This window comes from Paenibacillus sp. SJS-P3 (genome assembly GCF_056711585.1).
Genome location: NZ_CM160043.1, coordinates 4,523,802 through 4,543,417, shown reverse-complemented (window position 1 = coordinate 4,543,417; position 19,616 = coordinate 4,523,802). Strand labels below are relative to the sequence as shown.

17 protein-coding genes are annotated in these 19,616 nt (G+C 60.7%); 16 read left to right on the top strand and 1 reads right to left on the bottom strand.

Annotation, left to right across the window (positions count from 1 at the left end; genetic code table 11):
• Positions 1-199 precede the first annotated feature (199 nt).
• The 14 genes from AC06G8_RS20770 (at position 200) to AC06G8_RS20705 (ending at position 14,529) form a co-directional block, all read left to right on the top strand.
• On the top strand, positions 200-445 hold the full coding sequence (locus AC06G8_RS20770; protein ID WP_447662962.1) for a DUF1146 domain-containing protein: 246 nt from the start codon (positions 200-202) through the stop codon (positions 443-445).
• Between the two features lie 355 nt (positions 446-800).
• Positions 801-2,231, top strand: coding sequence for a UDP-N-acetylglucosamine 1-carboxyvinyltransferase (gene murA / locus AC06G8_RS20765; protein ID WP_480283786.1), 1,431 nt, complete (start codon positions 801-803; stop codon positions 2,229-2,231).
• 213 nt (positions 2,232-2,444) lie between these two features.
• Complete coding sequence (locus AC06G8_RS20760) at positions 2,445-3,878, top strand: efflux RND transporter periplasmic adaptor subunit (RefSeq protein WP_480283785.1); 1,434 nt, start codon at positions 2,445-2,447, stop codon at positions 3,876-3,878.
• Complete coding sequence (locus AC06G8_RS20755) at positions 3,875-4,702, top strand: ABC transporter ATP-binding protein (RefSeq protein WP_480283784.1); 828 nt, start codon at positions 3,875-3,877, stop codon at positions 4,700-4,702. The genes AC06G8_RS20760 and AC06G8_RS20755 overlap by 4 nt, the downstream gene beginning before the upstream one ends.
• On the top strand, positions 4,653-5,837 hold the full coding sequence (locus AC06G8_RS20750; RefSeq protein ID WP_480283783.1) for an ABC transporter permease: 1,185 nt from the start codon (positions 4,653-4,655) through the stop codon (positions 5,835-5,837). The genes AC06G8_RS20755 and AC06G8_RS20750 overlap by 50 nt, the downstream gene beginning before the upstream one ends.
• 50 nt (positions 5,838-5,887) lie before the next feature.
• A complete protein-coding gene (locus tag AC06G8_RS20745) occupies positions 5,888-6,568 on the top strand; it encodes a response regulator transcription factor (protein ID WP_447662957.1) in 681 nt (226 codons plus the stop codon).
• Complete coding sequence (locus AC06G8_RS20740) at positions 6,565-8,094, top strand: sensor histidine kinase (RefSeq protein WP_480283782.1); 1,530 nt, start codon at positions 6,565-6,567, stop codon at positions 8,092-8,094. The genes AC06G8_RS20745 and AC06G8_RS20740 overlap by 4 nt, the downstream gene beginning before the upstream one ends.
• Before the next feature lie 363 nt (positions 8,095-8,457).
• A complete protein-coding gene (spoIID, locus tag AC06G8_RS20735) occupies positions 8,458-9,660 on the top strand; it encodes a stage II sporulation protein D (RefSeq protein WP_480283781.1) in 1,203 nt (400 codons plus the stop codon).
• A 92-nt stretch (positions 9,661-9,752) separates the two neighbouring features.
• A complete protein-coding gene (locus AC06G8_RS20730; protein ID WP_480283780.1) occupies positions 9,753-10,526 on the top strand; it encodes a peptidoglycan DD-metalloendopeptidase family protein in 774 nt (257 codons plus the stop codon).
• Positions 10,527-10,800: 274 nt separating this feature from the next.
• Complete coding sequence (spoIIID, locus tag AC06G8_RS20725; RefSeq protein ID WP_447662951.1) at positions 10,801-11,085, top strand: sporulation transcriptional regulator SpoIIID; 285 nt, start codon at positions 10,801-10,803, stop codon at positions 11,083-11,085.
• 138 nt (positions 11,086-11,223) lie between these two features.
• Positions 11,224-12,228 (top strand): rod shape-determining protein MreB, encoded by a 1,005-nt coding sequence (mreB, locus tag AC06G8_RS20720; RefSeq protein ID WP_480283779.1) that lies wholly within the window; start codon positions 11,224-11,226, stop codon positions 12,226-12,228.
• Between the two features lie 158 nt (positions 12,229-12,386).
• Positions 12,387-13,247: a flagellar hook-basal body protein gene (locus tag AC06G8_RS20715; protein ID WP_480283778.1), complete on the top strand. Its 861-nt coding sequence runs from the start codon at positions 12,387-12,389 to the stop codon at positions 13,245-13,247.
• A 13-nt stretch (positions 13,248-13,260) separates the two neighbouring features.
• Positions 13,261-14,088 carry a flagellar hook-basal body protein gene (locus AC06G8_RS20710; RefSeq protein ID WP_480283777.1) on the top strand — a complete coding sequence of 276 codons (828 nt, stop codon included), beginning with the start codon at positions 13,261-13,263 and terminating at the stop codon, positions 14,086-14,088.
• Positions 14,089-14,169: 81 nt separating this feature from the next.
• Entirely contained in the window at positions 14,170-14,529 is a 360-nt protein-coding gene (locus tag AC06G8_RS20705) for a DNA-directed RNA polymerase subunit beta (protein WP_480283776.1), read from the top strand.
• A 121-nt stretch (positions 14,530-14,650) separates the two neighbouring features.
• Here AC06G8_RS20705 and AC06G8_RS20700 read toward each other — a convergent pair whose 3' ends face one another.
• On the bottom strand, positions 14,651-16,810 hold the full coding sequence (locus AC06G8_RS20700) for an Ig-like domain-containing protein (protein ID WP_480283775.1): 2,160 nt from the start codon (positions 16,808-16,810) through the stop codon (positions 14,651-14,653).
• Between the two features lie 358 nt (positions 16,811-17,168).
• Here AC06G8_RS20700 and fabZ point away from each other — a divergent pair, with 358 nt between their 5' ends.
• Together fabZ and AC06G8_RS20690 are read left to right on the top strand one after the other, a co-directional pair.
• Entirely contained in the window at positions 17,169-17,600 is a 432-nt protein-coding gene (fabZ, locus tag AC06G8_RS20695) for a 3-hydroxyacyl-ACP dehydratase FabZ (RefSeq protein WP_480283774.1), read from the top strand.
• Positions 17,601-17,740: 140 nt separating this feature from the next.
• Complete coding sequence (locus AC06G8_RS20690) at positions 17,741-19,450, top strand: phospho-sugar mutase (protein ID WP_480283773.1); 1,710 nt, start codon at positions 17,741-17,743, stop codon at positions 19,448-19,450.
• Positions 19,451-19,616: the final 166 nt, after the last annotated feature.

Here is a 19,616-nt window from a genome sequence, read left to right as displayed (position 1 = left end):
AGAGCAAGGGACTTTTAATGGAGCGCTCCGTTTCCGATGGATAAAGGAGATGCATTTCCACCGAATTCCTTACCCGAACGATCGATTAGGTCCGCTTCCGTCGCATGAAGGCGAAAAATGGCGAAAGATACATTGCAATGCCGATAGAATCGTGCCGAAGAATTTATTGTCGTTTACGGGCAAAGAAAGGGGGTTATTAATGAACAGTAATCAAGTATGGTCATCGCTTGGATGGAACGGGCTGTTCTCCATTGTCGTGACGATCGGGAGCATCTTGCTTGCATGGTACCTGCTGCAGGAGCTCAAGCTTGATACTTGGTTCAAGCAGCCGAGAAGCCCGAGAGCGCGCGTTCTTATTGCGGTTCTCGCCGTTGTGGTCGGGCACTCGTTCGCCCGCTTCATCCTGGATTACTGGTCCTGGACATCCATGCTGAAGCTGCTCTAAGCCATCCAGTCGAATAACGAATCGGACATTTGCAGACAATAACGCATAAGACGGAACCAATCCGGAGACATGCTGCGAATGATATCCTATGAGCGATCATGCACGAGGGAAGAGACCCGGGCTAAAGTCCCTTTATTTTGACGAATAATCGGGATAAAAATAACGCTTGTCGATTTCTGTAGACGAGTGTTAATATGGTCTGTGGTAATCTGGCTTATTCCTGCCTTATTCACCTTTTTTGACCTTTCACACTTTTCAAGCCATCCATGCCAGACACTCGTTGCCGTCAGATATGATCCTTACCAAATACATGATATGCGCAAATGAAATTGCAGCGTCCGGAGGGAACGGAATTATGAGTAAAATTGTCGTTCGCGGAGGCCGCAGACTGGAAGGAACCGTGCGTGTGCACGGGGCGAAAAACGCCGTCCTTCCCATTCTGGCCGCTTCGCTACTCGCAACGGAAGGAGAAAGCGTCATTAACGACGTTCCCCTCCTAGATGACGTCCTTATCATTCGCCAGCTGCTGGAGACGCTCGGAGCCAAGCTGGACCTCTCCGGCGAAACCATGACGATCTCGGCGGAGAACCTGACATCCTACGAAGCTCCTTACGAATGGGTCAGCAAGATGCGGGCATCGATCCAAGTCATGGGTCCGCTGCTTGCCCGACTGGGCCGTGTACGCATTTCCCTTCCAGGAGGCTGCGCCATCGGCACCCGCCCGATCGAGCAGCATCTCAAGGGATTCGAAGCGATGGGCGCCGAGATCACGATGGGCCAAGGCTTCATCGAAGCCGTTGCCCCAGGCCGGCTCAAAGGCGCGAAGATCTATCTGGACGTCGCCAGCGTAGGCGCGACGGAGAACATCATCGCGGCCGCGGCGCTCGCCGAAGGAACGACTACCCTTGAGAACGCGGCCAAAGAGCCCGAGATCGTCGATCTCGCGAATTATCTCAACGCCATGGGCGCCCGCATCCGCGGAGCCGGTACGGGAGTCATCCGGATCGAAGGCGTCGAGAAGCTGACCGGCGCCCAGCATACGGTCATTCCCGATCGCATCGAAGCGGGCACGTTCCTGATCGCCGGCGCGATTACCGGAGGCAATGTATTCGTGGAAGGCGCCATCGGCGACCACCTCGGACCCGTAATCGCCAAGCTGCAGGAGATGGGCGTCCAAATCATCGAAGAGGACAACGGCATCCGCGTCCGTGCGGATCGTCCGCTGAAGGGCGCCGACATCAAGACGCTGCCTCACCCGGGCTTCCCGACCGACGTGCAGTCCCAGATGATGGCTCTGCTGCTTGTCACGGAAGGAACTTCCGTCGTGACCGAGACGGTGTTCGAGAACCGCTTCATGCATGTGGAGGAATTCCGCAAGATGAACGCCAGCATCAAAGTGGATGGCCGTACGGCCATCATCACTGGCGGAGTGCCGCTGTCGGGCGCCAAAGTGACGGCGACGGACCTTCGTGCCGGAGCTGCGCTGATCTGTGCCGGCCTCGTAGCCGACGGGGAGACCGAGGTCGGCGGATTGCATCATGTCGACCGCGGCTATGTGGACATCGCGGGCAAGCTCGCCGCCTTGGGCGCCGACATCTACCGGACGTCTGAGGAAGAAGCCGCCGAGGAAGTGCTGGAGCCGGTCGTGCTCGCTTCCATCCGCAAGACCGCGGAGCGCGAAGTCGGAGAGGTCCAGGTGGCAGCTGCCGCCGCATCCGAGGACGAGGACAGCTACAGCAGCAAGCGGCAGGTTCAGGTCGAGGACGTCGAGGCGACCATGGCCTGAGATTCAATCGGCAACATCGGGAGGGCTTGCCTCAGCAGCCGTCCCACATAGAGACAGGGAGTGGAGCGCCGGCTATCGGGGCTCTTTTTTTATTTGGGCCGGTCCTTGGCGGATCAGCAGCTTGGCCTTCTCCGAGAAGACGTTCATTCTGGGTTCATTCTGGAATGCTAAGATTCGGATGGAAAATGATCCGGAGGAGAGGCGAGGGGAACAATGAGAAAGTGGCTGCTCATATTGGGATTCATGGTCATTGCCGGCGGCGGAGCGGTATATTATTTCCTGCAGTCGAAGGGAGCCGAAAGCACGGCATCCGCTGCGGCAGCCCGCAGCGTGCAAGCTTCGCAGGGGAATCTGGAAGTGAAGGTGTCGGGGACGGGAACGGTAGCCGCAGCAAATACGGCGACCGTGAAAGCCGGCTATCAGGGGACGGTAAGCAAAGTGCTGGTCTCGGTCGGCGACGTCGTGAAGAAAGGACAAGTGCTGGCTCAGTTCGAGACGATCGATAATTCGTTGGAGATCCGGCAAAAGCAATTGGACAAGCAGAAGCAGGAGCTGCAGATCCAGAACCTGAAGGAGCAGTATTGGAGCGAAAGCGACGAATCGAAGCAGGCGCAGACGAAGCTTGATCTCGACTCGGCCAGGCTGAGCCTGCAGCAGACGGAGAACGAGATCGCCGATCTTCAGAAAGCGGATGCCGAGAACCATGATATCCAGGCGCCGATCGGCGGAACCGTCACCACCGTATCGCTGACGGCTGGGGACAACACGAATGCCGGCGCAGATGCGGCTGTCATTACGGATTACTCGCAGCTGACTTTCGCGGTGAACGCCGACGAGCTGGACGTTCCGAAGCTGAAGGTCGGGCAAACCGCCGAAATTACGCTCAATGCCCTGACCGATAAAACCTTCACGGGCAAAATTACTTCCATTGCCAAAGAAGGCGTGAGCAGCAACGGAGTCGCTACGTACCCGGTCACGCTGTCCATGACGGAGGCGGCTGGCGTGCTGGCCGGAATGTCCGGCTCGGCCGAGATCGTAACGGAATCCGCTGACAATGCCGTCTTGGTCCCGGTCGATGCGGTCGTCACCTTCGGAGGGAAATCCTATGTGCGTGTGCCTCAAGGAACGGAAGGGGCATTGGCGATAGGAGCCGGAACCGAAGGCGGCCAAGGCGCCGGGAGCGTTCCGGGCAGCCAGTCCGGGACAGGCGGAAGGAACGGCTCCGGCGGCCAATGGACGGCGGAAGGCGCCGGGCAGGGCGGCTGGTCGGGAACGGGCGCCGGAGCCCGTGCGGGAGCTGCTGCAGGAGTTGGCGTCGGAGCCGGCGCGGGTGCTGGTGCTGGAGCCGGTTCCGAATCCCGGATGAGCCGGATGACGCTGGGCGGCCAGCTGAAGGAAGTGGCGACCGGGCTTGCCAATGACACTTACGTGCAGATCAAGTCGGGACTGTCCGCAGGCGATACGGTGCTGATAGCGTTGCCGACCGGCACCGTCGGAGGATCCACCGGCCAGAACAGCACGACCCGAGCCCGCCAGTTCGGCGGAATGGGAGCGGGCGGCTTCGGAGGCGGAATGGGAACGGGCGGCTTCGGCGGCAATATGGGCGGAGCCGGAGCGACCCGTACCGGAGGAGGGGGAACCCGATGAAGCGGGACAAACGGAAGGCCGGAGACGAAGCCTTGGAGGAGCGGATAGGCGACGGCATCAGGGCCGAGGCCGCTTCTTCTGAACGGCATGAAGAGGCGCTCCTGTCCATCCGCGACGTCCGGAAATCCTACCGGATGGCCGGAGAGGAAGTGCAGATCTTGAATGGAGTGGATCTGTACATTCCCCGCGGAGACTTCGTTGCCATCATCGGCCCGTCCGGCTCCGGCAAGTCCACGCTCATGAACATGATCGGATGCCTCGATACGCCGACCTCCGGCAGCTACAGGCTGGACGGCATCGAGGTGAAGGGCTTGTCGGACAACCGGCTGGCGGAGGTGCGCAACCGCAAGATCGGCTTCATTTTCCAAAGCTTTCATCTCCTCCCGCGTCTCAGCGCGTTCGAGAACGTCGAGCTGCCGCTCGTCTATCGCGGGCTCGCCGCGAAGGAGAGGAAGGCGGCGGCGGAGACCGCGCTGGCCAAGGTCGGCCTGCAGGACCGGATGCATCACCGGCCGAACCAGCTGTCCGGGGGCCAGATGCAGCGGGTCGCGATCGCCCGCGCGCTGGCGGGAGAGCCGCCGATCCTGCTTGCCGACGAGCCTACGGGAGCGCTGGATACGAAGACGGGCGCGGATGTGCTCGGCCTCATGGAGCAGCTCAACTCCCAGGGCCATACGATCGTCCTCATCACGCATGATCTCGATGTGGCTGCCAGGGCGAAGCGGACCGTGTTCATGAAGGACGGACTGCTGAGCGAGGAAAGGGGGGGCGGACGTGAAGTTTTCGCAAGGAATTCGCATGGCCTGGAAGAGCATACTGGCTAACAAGCTGCGCACCGTGCTGTCCATGCTCGGCATCCTGATCGGGGTCGCGACGGTCATCGCGCTTGTGGCGATGGGCCAGGGCTCGGCGAACGAGGTGAGCAGCCAGCTCAAGGGGCTCGGCACCAACATGCTGTCGGTCAACATTACCGGAAGGGGAAGCGACACGACCCTCTCCTTGCCGCAAGCCGAGACGCTCGGCGACGGCGTCAGCGGCATCGAAGGCTTGTCTCCCACCGTCAGCGGCAGCGTAACGGCCCGCTACGGCAGCAAGCAGACCGAGTCTGCGGTGACGGTCGAGGGCGTCACTCCCGATTATGAGGATGTGCAGAACTTCCATCCCCAGAGCGGGCGCTTCATTGCCCCTATCGATCTGACGGCGTACAACAAGGTCGCCCTGCTCGGGGTCGATACTTCGGAAGAGCTGTTCGGAGCGGGGGTCAGCCCGGTCGGCGAGACGATCCTGCTGAATGGCGTGAAGTACAAGGTCGTGGGTTTGCTGGAGCCGAAAGGCACTTCCCTGACGGGCTCCAACGACGAGAAGATCATCATTCCGATTACGACGGCGCAGCGCATGTTCCAGTCCGCCGGTGTCCGCACCGTCTCCCTCAAGGTCGCCACGGTGGACCAGATGAGCGCCGTGACCGCGCAGCTGGAAACGAAGCTGACCGAGATCTTCCGCGGCAATACGAACGCCTACCGCGTGACGAATCAGGAGGATCTAAAGGAGACGGTCACCTCCGTGTCGAAGACGATGTCCACGATGATGGCGGGGGTCGCCTGCATATCACTCGTCGTCGGGGGCATCGGCATTATGAATATCATGCTCGTATCCGTCACCGAGCGGACGAGGGAGATCGGCATCCGCAAGTCCCTCGGCGCCAAGCGGCGCGACGTGCTGTTCCAGTTCCTCGTCGAAGCGGTGACCATCAGCAGCCTCGGAGGGCTGCTCGGCATCGCCTGCGCCTACGGAGCCTGCCTGATCATGACGGCCTATTTCGCTACCGCGACGCAGATCGAGCTTCAGGTCGTCCTCTACGCGTTTTTGTTCTCGGCGGCGGTCGGGGTGCTGTTCGGGCTGTTCCCGGCCAACAAAGCCGCGTCGCTGCGGCCGGTGGACGCGCTCCGGCATGATTGATTCATATTTCAACAGATAGACAGTCAGATTCCGCTCTCGGAGGTAGCCAGATGAAAATGCCTTATATCTTGATCATAGAAGACGATTCCCTGATCAGCGATCTGCTGGAGCTGTACTTGCAGCGATACGGCTTCCAGTACGCGACGGCGGGCGACGGCGCTGCCGGGCTCCGAAAGTTCTACGAGCAGATCCCCGATCTCGTCGTCCTGGATATCATGATGCCGGGCCGCGACGGCTGGAGTGTATGCGAGGAGATCCGGCAGACCAGCACGGTGCCGATCATTTTCCTGACAGGCAAAGGGGACGGCTACGACAAGCTGAAGGGCTTTTCCATGGGAGCGGACGATTACCTCGTCAAGCCCTTCGATCCGAAGGAGCTGCTGGCCCGGATCCGGGCCGTCCTGAAGCGGACGCATCCGACCTTGTACAAGGAACAGGCGGCATTCCCGGATCTCGTCGTCGACGTGAACGAATACCGCGTGACGGTGCGCGGGCAGGATGTCGGGAGCGCTCCGAAGGAGGTCGAGCTGCTCTACTGCATGGCTTCCCGGCCGGGCAAGGTGTTCACCCGCGAGGAGCTGCTCCAGCAGATCTGGGGCATGGATTATTTCGGCGATTCCAATACGGTCGACGTGCATATCAAGCGCATCCGGGACAAGATCGGCGAGCATCGGTCCTGGCGCATCGCCACCGTGCGCGGCGTCGGCTACAAGTTCGAGGTCCAGCCATGAGCCGTCTGGCCGCGAGGCTCGGGCTGAATACGATATTCGCCAAAGTGCTGATCATCTCGCTCTCCATCCTCGGCGTGACGTTCCTCGTGTACAACCTCGTTTCGACGCAGCTGGTCCGGCGCGATATGTTCGACCGGCAGCAGGGCATGGAAGGGGCGGAGCTGCGGCGGACGGTCAAGCTGCTGGAAACGGCCGCATCCGAGAGATGGACCGAGAGCATGGTCAGCACGGCGCTCAAGGTCGTCGTGCCTCCGCAGATGAAGAGCATTCTCGTCATCGACAGCAGCGGCCGCTATATGCAGGTCGGAGACGTGCCGCTGCCCGGCAGCGCAATCAAGTCCATCATCAGCGAGGCCGATATCGGCTCCAGCGGCCAGTTCCGTTCCCAGATGATCGAGAACGAGTCCGGCAAATGGATCGTGAGCTCCCAGTACGTGCCATCGATCGACCGCTATGTCGTCTCGCTCTCGACCGGCTTTCAGCGGGACTTCCGCCGCTGGCAGAATCTGAGCTGGCTGGCCATCGCCGTCGCGCTGGCCGTATCGGCGGTATTCTCCTGGCTGTTCTCCCGCTACATGACGACGCGGATCCGCCGCATGAGCCTCGGCGCGGAGCGCTTCGCCAAGGGAGACTTCGAGACGCCGATCCGCGATGCCTCCCCCGACGAGCTCGGCCGATTGGCCGGCTCGCTCAACCGCATGGCGGAAGACCTCGGAGCGCTGGAACAGACCCGTCGCGACTTTCTCGCCAACGTCTCGCATGATCTCCGCTCTCCGCTGACGTCCATCCACGGTTATGTGGAGGCGATTCTGGACGGGACGATACCGGGGGAGAAGGCGGACCGCTATTTGCAGATCACCCAGGAGCAGACCGTCCGGCTGATGAAGCTCGTGAACGATCTGCTCGACATGTCCAAGATCGAGTCCGGCCAATTCGACGTGCAGCCCGTGGAGTTCGATCTGGCCGAGACGGTGAGGCTGCTGCTGGCGCGGATGGAATCCACCTTCCGGCACCACGGGGTCCGGTACGAGATCAAGGGCCGGGTCGATTCCGAGCCTGGTCAGGCTGCGGAGGAATGGAGCAGGCAGGGAGTCGAGGAAGCCGGCGATGAGCTTGTCATCGGCAGCGGCAAGGTGATGGTCGTAGGCGACGCCCACCGCCTGGAGCAGGTGATGGTCAATCTGGTTCAGAACGCCATGGCGTTCTCTCCGCAAGGGTCCACGGTCTATGTGACGCTTGACGCGCAGGAGGAACAAGCCTGCCTGACGGTAAGGGATGAAGGAATCGGCATGTCGCCGGAGGAGACGGAGCGCATCTGGGAGCGGTTCTACAAGACGGATGAAGCCCGCTCCGGACGCGGCGGCACGGGCATCGGGCTGTCGATCGTCAAGCATATCCTGGATGCGCACGGATCCCGCATCGCGGTCCGCAGCGAGCAGGGTCGGGGCAGCTCCTTCTCCTTCTGCCTCCAGCGCGCGGCTGGCGGAAGGGTATATGCAGCGGCAACTACCGAGCCGCAGGATTGAAGCCTTGAGCCGGCAAGAGCAGGGCATTCCGTTATTTCTTCACCTGGAAGCCTTGATCTGCCGGCTGCATGTCAGCATGTCCAAGCGCCGTCAGGCCCGGCCCGGCAGCAGGGCTTTCAGCAGCGATGCCATCCGGCATCGCTTTTTCGTTTCTCGCGGGACGCCTCTCAAGCGGCCTATCGGCGGTTCTATTCTATGCTTCTCGGCTCATAGTCTTTAGAGACGGGTCATGAGCATTTGCCTTGGCAGGGAAATAGAGGAGGGAAACCATCGAGGATGAAGAAGCACGCGATAGGAACGAGGAGGACGAGTCTGCGAGGAAAGCCTTTCGGTAGAGGAGCGGAAGGACAGGGGATGTCGGGAATGGCGATGGCTTCGGTAAGCGTCCTTACGGCGGCGGCGATCCTGATTCCGGGACTTATCGTCGCCAAGTCGCATGATGGCCAGCCGAATGTCCGGCAGCAGGAGCAAGCATTGATTCCGGGGCCGGAAGCAGCCGGCCCGGAGCTGCCGGGCGGCAACGCTCCCGAGCGGCAGGCCGGGCAGGCAGCCGCCAACGAAGCGGCTGGCGTGGCTGCGGGGTCGGCAGATGGGGGACAAGCACCCGGAATCGGCGCCGGCGGATCCGCTGGCGGCGGTTCTCCGGCCCGAACGGAGGAATCGGCGCCGCAGCCTTCTTCCGGGCCGAAGAAGCTGACGGCGCTGGATCTGACCCAGGTGCGCGTCTATGTGACGAAGGAGAAGCGCATTGAGAAGGTGCCGATGGAGACGTATATCCGCGGCGTCATCGCCGGCGAGATGCCGATCTCCTTCGAGCCGGAAGCGCTCAAGGCGCAGGCGATCGCCGCCCGCACGTATATCGTCCGGCGGCTCGCTTCCGGCGACGATAGCGGCATGCCGGTGGAGGGGGCGGATGTCACGGACACGACCGCCCATCAGGTCTACGTTCCGATGAAGCAGCTGCTTGCCCGCTGGAGCGGCAAGGAGCGGGAGGCGAATCTGACGAAGCTGAACGAAGCTGTCCGAGGGACGAGGGGGGAAATCGTCACCTATCAGGGAAGCCCGATTCAGGCTCTGTTCTTTTCCACCAGCAACGGTTATACCGAAAATTCAGAGGATTACTGGGATGCCAGCCTTCCCTATCTCCGCAGCGTGGCCAGCCCTTGGGATAAGTCCCTGTCTCCGGAGTACAAGGAGACGACGACGATGCCGCTGGCGACCTTCTACCGGAAGCTCGGCCTCAGCGGCAGCACGCCGGCTCGCAGCTTGCGGGTGCTCGATACGACGGACGGCAGAAGGATCCGTGAGCTGGCAGCGGGAGACGCCACGTTCACAGGCCGCGAAGCCCGGGAGAAGCTGGGACTCGCATCCTCCCAATTCACCTGGAAGATAAGCGGCAAAAATATCGAGATCACGACCTATGGCTACGGGCATGGAGTCGGGATGAGCCAGTGGGGCGCCGACGGCATGGCGAAGAAGGGCAGCACTGCCTACCAGATTCTGTCCCACTACTATACCGGAACCGCGGTCGTGAGGGAGAACGATCTCCCCCGCATGAGCAGCTAGGAAGCGAGTCTTCCTCGCTCCTCGCAAATTCTCTATCGCCCTACGTATAAACCTAGCTGATCCGGCAACAATGGCTAGTGAGGTGATAGAAAATGAATGAACAAGATCAAAAAAACCAAAAGCAAGAGCCTCCTAAACCAAATCTGGGAGGAAGAAACTCCGCTCCATCTTCAGCTTACAAGAAGACCCTGTCGCGCAAGTGGATCTCTCCGGCACTGTTCGTCGCCGCGGCAGCAATCATCGTAACCGTCATGTGGCTCTATCAGGGAGACGACAAGAAGGCTTCGACGGCCGAGACCCCCGATACGACTGCAGTGGCGCAAGGCGGAGAGCAGCAGCCGGAGCCGGTGATAGTGAAGCCGGTGCCTGGCGAGACGGCAAAATGGCCGGTAGCCAGCACGGCTGACGTCACGGTGAAGCGCGGCTACTTCGATGCCGCCGCGACTCCTGCCGAGCAGGATGCCGCGATGGTGGAGCAGGGCAACACGTTCTCCGCCAACACCGGCATCGATCTGGCCCGCAGCGATGACCAGCCGTTCGACGTGCAGGCCGTGCTGAGCGGCAAAGTGACGCTGGTGCAGGATCAGCCGACCAACGGCACGGTCGTGGAGATCACTCATTCGGACGGATACGTCTCCGTCTACCAAAGCCTGACGGACGTGACGGTCAAGCAAGGCGACGACGTCAAGCAAAGCACGGTGATCGGCAAGGCAGGCAAGAACGAGCTGCAGAAAGATCTGGGCGTACACCTGCATTTCGCGCTCCTCAAGAACAACGAGCATGTCAATCCGAACTCGGTCCTGCCCGAACTCGCTCCGGCAGCGAGTCAGGACAGCAGCGCCGCATCGGGCGACGATTCCGAATAAGCGGTTCCTCATCCCTGAAGCCTCGGCTTCGGGGATTTTTTTGCTTGGAAGAAAAAAGACGGCTGCGACATCGTTTTTTTCTCCGCAGCTCCTTTGTCCAAGCATTCTTCGCCATGCGGACGCCGGGGCTGTTTGCAGGACTCGGGCTGCCCGCCGCGAGGTCATTTGCGAACAAATTGGACGGTTTTAGTACCTAGTGCTTGGCCACAAAGAATATCTACCCGCCCCTCTCATATAATGTACCAATCTTAAAACGAGTTAGGGAGGCGGGAACGTGCACGATTACATCAAAGAGCGGACCATCAAGATTGGCCGGTGCATCGTGGAGACCAGGCATACGGTGCGCACGATCGCCAAGGAGTTCGGGGTATCGAAGAGCACGGTGCACAAGGACCTCACCGAGCGGCTGCCGGAAATCAATCCCGATCTGGCCGATCAAGTGAAGCACATCCTGGAATACCATAAGTCGATCCGCCATCTCAGGGGCGGCGAGGCGACCAAGATCAAGTACAAGAAAAGCACCAAGCGCCGCGAGGTGCTGGCCGCAGGAAAACGGTAAAAACGGCCGCATTCCGGCCTCCTCTTCCAAGGGAGGCCTTTTGGTAAAATTTTTTGACAAAATCAGAGGAAAAACGAGGTTATTAGCGAATAATGGGGGTATGAACTTCCACATTATTCGTTAGGGGACTTCGGACGTATGCTGAGCAAGGATATCGGAATCGATCTGGGCACCGCCAACGTGTCCATTCATGTAAAAGGCAGAGGTGTCGTGCTCGACGAGCCGTCCGTAGTCGCCGTTGAAACCGGCACCAAGCGGGTGCTGGCCGTCGGGGACGAGGCGTACCGGATGGTCGGCCGGACACCGGGAAATATCGTCGCCATCCGCCCGCTTCGGGATGGAGTCATCGCGGACTTCGAAATTACGGAAATGATGCTCAAGGCTTTCATTGACCGCATCGGCGGACGGAGCTGGTACAGCCGTCCGCGTATTCTCATTTGCGCTCCTACCAATATTACGTCGGTGGAGCAGAAGGCGATTCGGGAAGCGGCCGAGCGCTGCGGTGCCAAAGAAGTCTATATGGAAGAAGAACCCAAGGCGGCCGCGATCGGAGCCGGAATGGACATTTATCAGCCTAGCGGCAATATGGTCGTCGATATCGGCGGGGGCACGACGGATGTGGCCGTCCTGTCCATGGGCGACATCGTGACTTCCTCCTCGATCAAGGTAGCCGGCGATACGTTCGATTCCGATATCGCCCGCTACATCAAGGCGAAGTACAAGCTCCTGGTCGGAGAACGGACAAGCGAGAACATCAAAAAGCGCATCGGATCGGTATACGCAGGCGGACGCAGCGAGGCCATCGATATCCGGGGCCGCGATATGGTGACAGGGCTTCCGCGGACAATCTCCATCCACTCGGAGGAGGTCCGGGAAGCGCTGCACGATTCCGTCGCCTCCATCGTGGCTGCCGCCAAGTCTGTGCTGGAGCACACGCCTCCCGAATTGTCGGCGGACATCATCGACCGCGGCGTCATTCTGACCGGCGGAGGCGCCCTGCTTGACGGGCTGGACCTGCTCATGGCGGACGAGCTCAAGGTGCCGGTGCTCGTCGCCGAAGACCCGATGCACTGCGTCGTGAAAGGCACCGGATTCATGCTGGACCATCTGGACCGGATGTCGCGCAAGAAGTCGCGCTTCTAGTGTCCGGCGACTGAAGGCCCGCCCCTCGCGAGCCGCTCCTCCCGGAGCTGCGGAGCGCGAAGGGCGGGCCGCTCTTCATGGATGGGCAGCTGCTGCCGATATAACAATAAGACTTTCATCCTTTCAATCTTTCATCATACAGGCAAGGGGAGAACCGGATGCTCAGAGGATTGTACACGGCAGCGGCAGGCATGGTAGCCCAGCAGCGCGTGCATGACACGGTAACGACGAATATCGCCAATCTCAACACGACGGGATATAAGCAGAGCAATGCGCTGAACCGTTCCTTTCCGGACATGCTGCTGTCCATGACCGGCAAGAACGATGAGCCGTCGCGCCGGATCGGACGCCTCAGCACCGGAGTGCTGGCAGAGGAAAGCATCGCGCTGCAGGTGCAGGGCGATCTCAACAAGACTGATCGGGCATCCGACTTCGCCATCGCCTCCAATATCGAGGTGGCAGGAACCGTGTTCGACGCCTCCGGCAAATCCATCGCCGAAGACGGAACGGTGACGTACAGGCCGCAGGCCTACTTCACCGTGCAGGATGCGGACGGACAAACCCGATACACGAGAGGCGGACAATTCCACTTGGGCGCCGACGGTTCCCTGCTTACTGCGGACGGCTCGGCCGTGCTCGGCAAGAACAGCCGTCCGGTGACATTCCCGGCCGGTACTTCCATGGAGTCTCTCAAGCTGAACGGCGCCTACGATTTCACGGATGCTGACGGAGCGGCTACAGGCAGATCGCTGCTGATTACGAGAGTCGACCGCGTCCAGGACCTGATCCGCGAAGGAGACGGCAAGTTCCGTCTTGACGGGCAGGGCGGCGCGGGTCCGGCGACGGCGGCGGACGGAGTGGAAGTCCGTCAGGGATATACGGAGCGGTCCAACGTCGACGCCACCCAGGCGATGGTGGATATGATGGGCGCTCTGAGGGCCTACGAGGCGAATCAGAAGGTCGTCCAGTATTACGACAAGAGCCTGGAGAAGGCCGTCAACGAAGTCGGCAAGGTGTGAGGAGGAACGGTAGATGAACGGATCGATAATCAATGCGTCGGTGACGATGAATGCTCTGCAGCAGCGGCTTGACCTGCTGGCCGAGAATATCGCCAACGTGAATACGGCAGGCTATAAACGCAAGCAAGGCACGTTCGAGGATCTGCTCACGAACGCCAAGCAGCAGCCCGAGGCGTTCCGCAAGGACGGCCGCATCGGACCGATGGGCTTCAACCAGGGCTGGGGCGCCCGTTTCCTGCAGCTCGGACCTGACATGACCCAAGGCTCGCTCAAGGAGACCGGCACCGCTACGGATCTGGCCATCGAAGGAAATGCGCTCTTCCAGGTGGAGGCGGACGGCAAAACGGCCTATACCCGCAGCGGCGCCTTCCAGTTGACGGTGAGAGGCAACGGTGATACGATACTGGCGACAGAAGCGGGGTATCCTGTTCTCGGCACTCGGGGAGGCGCAGGCCAGCCTGGACCGATCGTCGTTCCAGCCGGCGTCACGCTGCAGATCAGCGGCGAAGGCGTCGTGGAAGGCGTGCATGCAGATGGAACCCGCGAGAATCTCGGGCAGCTGAGCCTTGTATCTCCAGCTCGCCCAGAACTGCTTACCCCGGTGGAGGACAACCTATTTGTCGTCCCGGACGGACTTGCGGCAGGCGACGTGTTGACCGACGCCGCAGCCGGTCCCGACAGCGGAATCGCTGTCCGCCAAGGGTATGTCGAGCAATCCAACGTCAACGTCGTGGATGAGATGACCGAGCTTCTTAACGTGCAGAGGGCTTATCAGCTGAGCGCCAGAGCGCTGACCTCCGCCGATTCGATGCTGGGCATGGCCAACAACATGCGCGGCTAGATTCCTGTTCCTCCATGCTGCGGCGCGGTGGGGATCTGCCGCGCAATAGATTACGGAAGGATTCTCTTCCGGAGGAATAGGATGATGACCATGGTGCAGAATGAATCCCAGACCCGAATGTCGGGAGGCGGGGCGGCGTCCCGTCCGGCAGAGAGTTCCCGTCCGAGCGGCAGCCAAGCTTCGCGGGACCGGGAGACAGAACCCTCTTCGCCGGACGCTCCGGCAGCAGCCAAGACCAAATCCAAGGCAAAGCCGAAGCGGCGCAGCCGGTTCACCGCATGGTGGTTCGCCCGCAAGGTCATCGTGCTGGCGCTGTTCGTCGGCGCCTTGACAGGCGGCCTTTATCTGGGATTCGTCGTCCTGGGCAATGGTAGCATGGACGATGCATTCGACTTTGGCGTCTACAGGCATATTTACGACCTTATCTTCGCTGATTCCTAAATGTATCCGGCCTCCTATCGGGGGCCGGATTTTTTTATGGCCATCGATTCAAAGCCATGGCAAAAAAAAGCCGGAGCAAAGGCATTTGCGTGCCTTCGCTCCGGCTTTCGTACATGAGGCTTTATTTTACGGTGACCCTTACGCTTACGGTCTTGCCTTCAAAAGCGGCCTTGATCGTAGCCGTGCCTTTGGCGGTGGCGGTGACGGCTCCGCCTGCGGAAACGGTCGCCGCGGCTTCCTTGCTGGAAGTCCAGACAGCCGCCGCGGTGACTTCCGCCTGCGTGCCGTTGTCGTAGAATGCCTTGAGCTTCAGCGGCGCGGAAGCTCCGGGAGCAAGCTGCAAGGTTTTGTCCGACAGGACGAGGCTCTTCAGCTTCGGCTTGACTGCGATCGTCAAGGTGATGCTCTTGCCTTGATAGGTGCCTGTGAGCTTGGCCGTTCCGAGCTTGAGGCCTTTGACGGAACTGCCTTTGAAGCTCGCGATGTCGTCATTGTCGACGGTCCATGTCATTTTCGAGGCGAGCGAGCTCGTCGAGCCGCTTTTGAACGTGCCGGTGACTTTGACGGTCTTGCTTTTGCCGGGATTCAGCACGAGCGAGGATTCCTCCACCGTGAGCTTGGTCAGCTCTTCTTCGATCACGACAGGCAGCGAGACGGTCTTGCCTTGGTACGAGGCCGTCAGCGACGTCCGCGCAGCGGTCAGTCCGCGCAGCGTCGTTCCTTTTACAAGCAAGGAGCTGCCGGTCGTTTTCCATTCAGTCTTGGCCGTGACGTCTTCTTCCGTCCCATCCGTATACGTTACGTTCAGAGACGGAATCGGAGTGTCCTTGCCGATGACGAGGCTGATCGTCTGCTGCTCCGGGAGAAGCGCCAGCGGCTTCAGGCTCACGATCATTTCCACTTCGGCCGAGAGGCCGCCGACCGCAGCCTTCAGAACGGCTTTGCCGGCTTTTTTGGCTGACCATTTGCCATCCTTGATTACAATGATATCGGAATCGCCGGATGTCCAGCTGACGAGCTTGTCGACAGCGATCGTGGAGTCGTCAAGCGTCTTTCCGGTGACCGTCGGCAGCTGGCCGCTGTCGCCCGCAATGCTTGTCAGCGATTCGGAGCCGGCCTCGATCGAAAGGATCGTCGGGTAGACGGTGACGTTCAAGGTTCTGGAGAGGCCCTTGTACTCCACCTTGATGACGGAGGATCCGGCTGCCTTCGGCGTGACGAGTCCGTCAGCCACGGTAGCGGTGAAGACGTCGCTGGAGCTCCATTCGGCGGTCTTCGTCACATCGGCCGGCTCCTTGTTCGGATCGAGCGCCGACGCGGTTACTTGATGCGGGTTGTCGGAGAGCAGCAGATTCAGCTCCGCCGAGGCGCTCAGCTTCAGCGCTTCGTGGGCTGCGCGCACGACGATTCTGACAGTGGCCGAGGATCCGTAGAGAGAAGCGGTTATCGTCGCGGTTCCGGGACCGACGGGCGTCACGATGCCTTTATCCACTTTGGCTACAGCTGCCGCCGAGGTCGTCCAGGAAGCATCCTCGGTCACATCGACCGGCGTGCCGCCGCCTGCCGGCGAAGCTGTCGCGGTCAAGGACTTGGCCTCTTCGCCTGCCGTAAGATCAATGAGAGAATTTGGCGACAGCGCGAGCGATTGATAGGGGGAAGACACGGTTAACGAAATGGAGGCGGACACGCCTCTGTAGGAAGCCTTGATGACGGACGTGCCTGCCGCGACGAGGGTGACCTGGCCGTCCTCGACCGTAGCGGCTGCCGAGTTGGAGCTGCTCCAGGCGGCTTCGTCGGCGAGATCCTTGGATTCATCCCCGTTTTTGCCGGCAACGCCGAATGTCAGGTCGTCCCCAAGCTTTACTTTGAGGGTGGATGGAGCGGCGCTGCCGTCCTCCGTCAGAAGCTGGAGTTTGGCATAGGGATAGGTGACCGTAACGGAGATCGATGCGGAATAGCCGCTGTACTTGCCGGTAATCGTCGCGGTTCCGGCCGCTGCGGGCGTCAGCACGCCGCCCGTGACCTTCAGGACGGATGAGCTGGAGGTCGACCATACGGCCGAAGCGCTGACATCCTTGGTCGCGGAAGAGCCCGAGTAGGACGCCCACAGCGCGAGCGCGTAAGGGTCGTCCCCGTACGTGAGGGAAAGCTTGGAGCCTTCGGTCAGCGCGACCGAGGTGACCGTATCTTCGGCATGCGCGGCAGGCGCGAGCAGCGCAAGCGCCAGGACGGCCGCGAGCAGCAGGGACAGCAGCGAACGATTGGTAACGCGGTAGGACAACGAAAGACACTCCTTTGCAAACCATGATATTTCCTTTAACGGCATATCGATGTGAAATATGTAGGCAAATGGTGGAAAATAGGAAGGGCGGCGGTTTTTTTTTTGCCACTGCGGAGGTATAATAACGAAGATATACATAGGCATTTAGGTGCAGAAAGAGATAATCCGTCCCTTTTTTTGCTCAATAAAAAGGACAGTCGGCGGCGCTTCAGTCCGCTTCCTGCCCTCCTATCTCAACCTTTGCGACCTGCAGGCTCGCTCAGGACATGCATAGTGTAGCCCGCCGGCCCCGGTTCCATGCAGCCCGGGCGGCGATTGACGAACAAGGGCGCTTTCGCCCGCGGAAGGGGTATTTTTTTTGCTGGATATCAATGAAATCATGGAGATTATTCCTCACCGCCAGCCGTTTCTGCTGATCGACCGCATTCTTGAGGTCGAGGAAGGCGTACGGGCCGTCGGACTCAAGAACGTCACGATGAACGAGCCTTTCTTCGCCGGGCATTTCCCGGGATTCCCTGTCATGCCGGGCGTCCTGATCGTCGAGGCGCTGGCTCAGGTCGGCGCGGTCGCCATCCTCAAGGTAGAGGCGAACCGCGGCAAAATCGCCATGTTCGCCGGCATCGACGGCTTACGCTTCCGCGGCCAGGTCGTGCCGGGAGATACGCTGACGCTTGAGGTGACCATCACCCGGCTGAAAGGCATCATCGGCAAAGGCCAGGCGACGGCGAAGGTAGGGGACAAGGTCGTGGCCGAAGGCGAGATCATGTTCGCGCTTACGGATCCGAAGTAGGCTTCTATCGCTGAAAGCACAATGCCAAAACAAAATGCCAAAACAAAATGCAGCCCGAATTCGTCAACAAAACGAAGATATTCGGACCGGGCCTGCCTTATTAAATGAGATCACGCAGAGATCAAGGGAGAGATGAGTCCATGTCCGTAACGATACTTGCGCAACAACGCTATCAGTCCTGGCTCGAGGATCCGACGATCGACGAGGCGACCAAAGAAGAGCTGAGGGGAATCGCGGGTGACGAAAAGGAGATTACCGACCGGTTCTATCGTGATCTCGAGTTCGGCACCGGCGGCCTTCGCGGCGTCATGGGAGCCGGCACGAACCGCCTCAACGCCTATACGGTAGGCAAGGCGACGCAGGGACTTGCGAACTGGCTGCTTGGGCAGACAGACAAGCCTTCGGTCGTGATCGCGCACGATTCCCGCAACAATTCTCCGGAATTCACGCTGGAGGCCGCGCTCGTCCTGGCCGGCAACGGCATCAAGACGTACTTGTTCCCTTCGCTGCGTCCGACCCCGCAGCTGAGCTTCGCGGTGCGCGCGCTGGGGGCGAGCGGCGGCGTCGTCATCACGGCCAGCCACAATCCTCCGGAGTACAACGGCTACAAGGCTTACGGGCCAGAAGGCTGCCAGCTCGTGCCGCATGAGGCCGAGCAGGCGATCGCGGCGATCCAGAAGGTGGCGAGCTTCGGCGAGATCAAGCGCATGGCCCGCGAAGACGCGGAGCAGCAAGGACTGCTCGTGTGGCTCGGCGAGGATGCGGATCGGGACTTCATCGAAGCTGTGGCGGCGCAGAGCCTGAACCGCGACCTGCTCAAGCGCGGCGCAGGACGCGACATCAAGGTGATCTACACGCCTCTGCACGGAAGCGGCAACCATCCGGTCCGCGGCGCGCTCAAGGAGATCGGCATCGAGTCGGTCGCCGTCGTGCCGTCGCAGGAGCAGCCGGACGGCTACTTCAGCACGGTGAAGAGTCCGAATCCGGAGGAGCGCGAGGCGTTCGCGCTGGCGATCAAGCAGGCGCAGGAGCAAGGCGCGGACATCATCATCGGCACCGACCCGGACGCCGACCGGATGGGCGCGGTCGTGAAGAACAACGAAGGCGAATACGTCGTTCTCTCCGGCAACCAGTCCGGCGCGATCATGGTCCACTACGTGCTCAGCCAGCTGAGGGAAAGAGGCGAGCTGCCTGCCAACGGGGCCGTCATCAAGACGATCGTGACGAGCGAGATGGGCGCGGACATCGCCAAGGCCAACGGCGCAGAGGTCATCAATACGCTGACCGGCTTCAAATACATCGGCGAGAAAATGACCGAATTCGAACGGACGGGCTCGCATACGTTCCTGTTCGGCTACGAGGAAAGCTACGGGTACCTGACGGGCACCTACGCCAGGGACAAGGATGCCGTCGTGGCGGCGATGCTGATCGCCGAAGCTGCTGCCTTCTACAAGCAGCAGGGCAAGACGCTGTATGACGTGCTGCTCGAGCTGTACGGCGAGTACGGCTATTATCTGGAGGGTCTGGAGTCCCGCACGCTCAAGGGACTGGACGGCGTCCAGAAGATCGGGGCGATCATGGACAGCTTCCGTTCGGAAGCCCCGGCCGAAGCCGGCGGCATCAAGGTGTCCAAGGTGCTCGATTACAGCCTCGGCCTGGACGGCCTGCCGCAGGAGAACGTGCTCAAGTACATTCTTGAGGACGGCTCATGGTTCACGCTCCGTCCATCCGGCACGGAGCCTAAGATCAAAGTTTACTTCGCGGTCCGCGGGGACTCCCTGCAGTCTGCGGAGGATGCGCTCAACGCGCTGCGCAGCTCTGTCATGCAGCGCGTGGACGACATGGCCTGACCTGAACGGTCTCCAGCAGGCGTCAGGGATGGGAGAGGCGGGGCGGAATTGACGACGCATCCGCACAGAGTATAGGGATTGAGCGAGCAGCCGGGGCCCCGCAGGGAGCCGGCTCGGAAAGTTCAGTGAAGGGCCGCAGGGCGGGTGATGTCTACCCGCCCTGCCC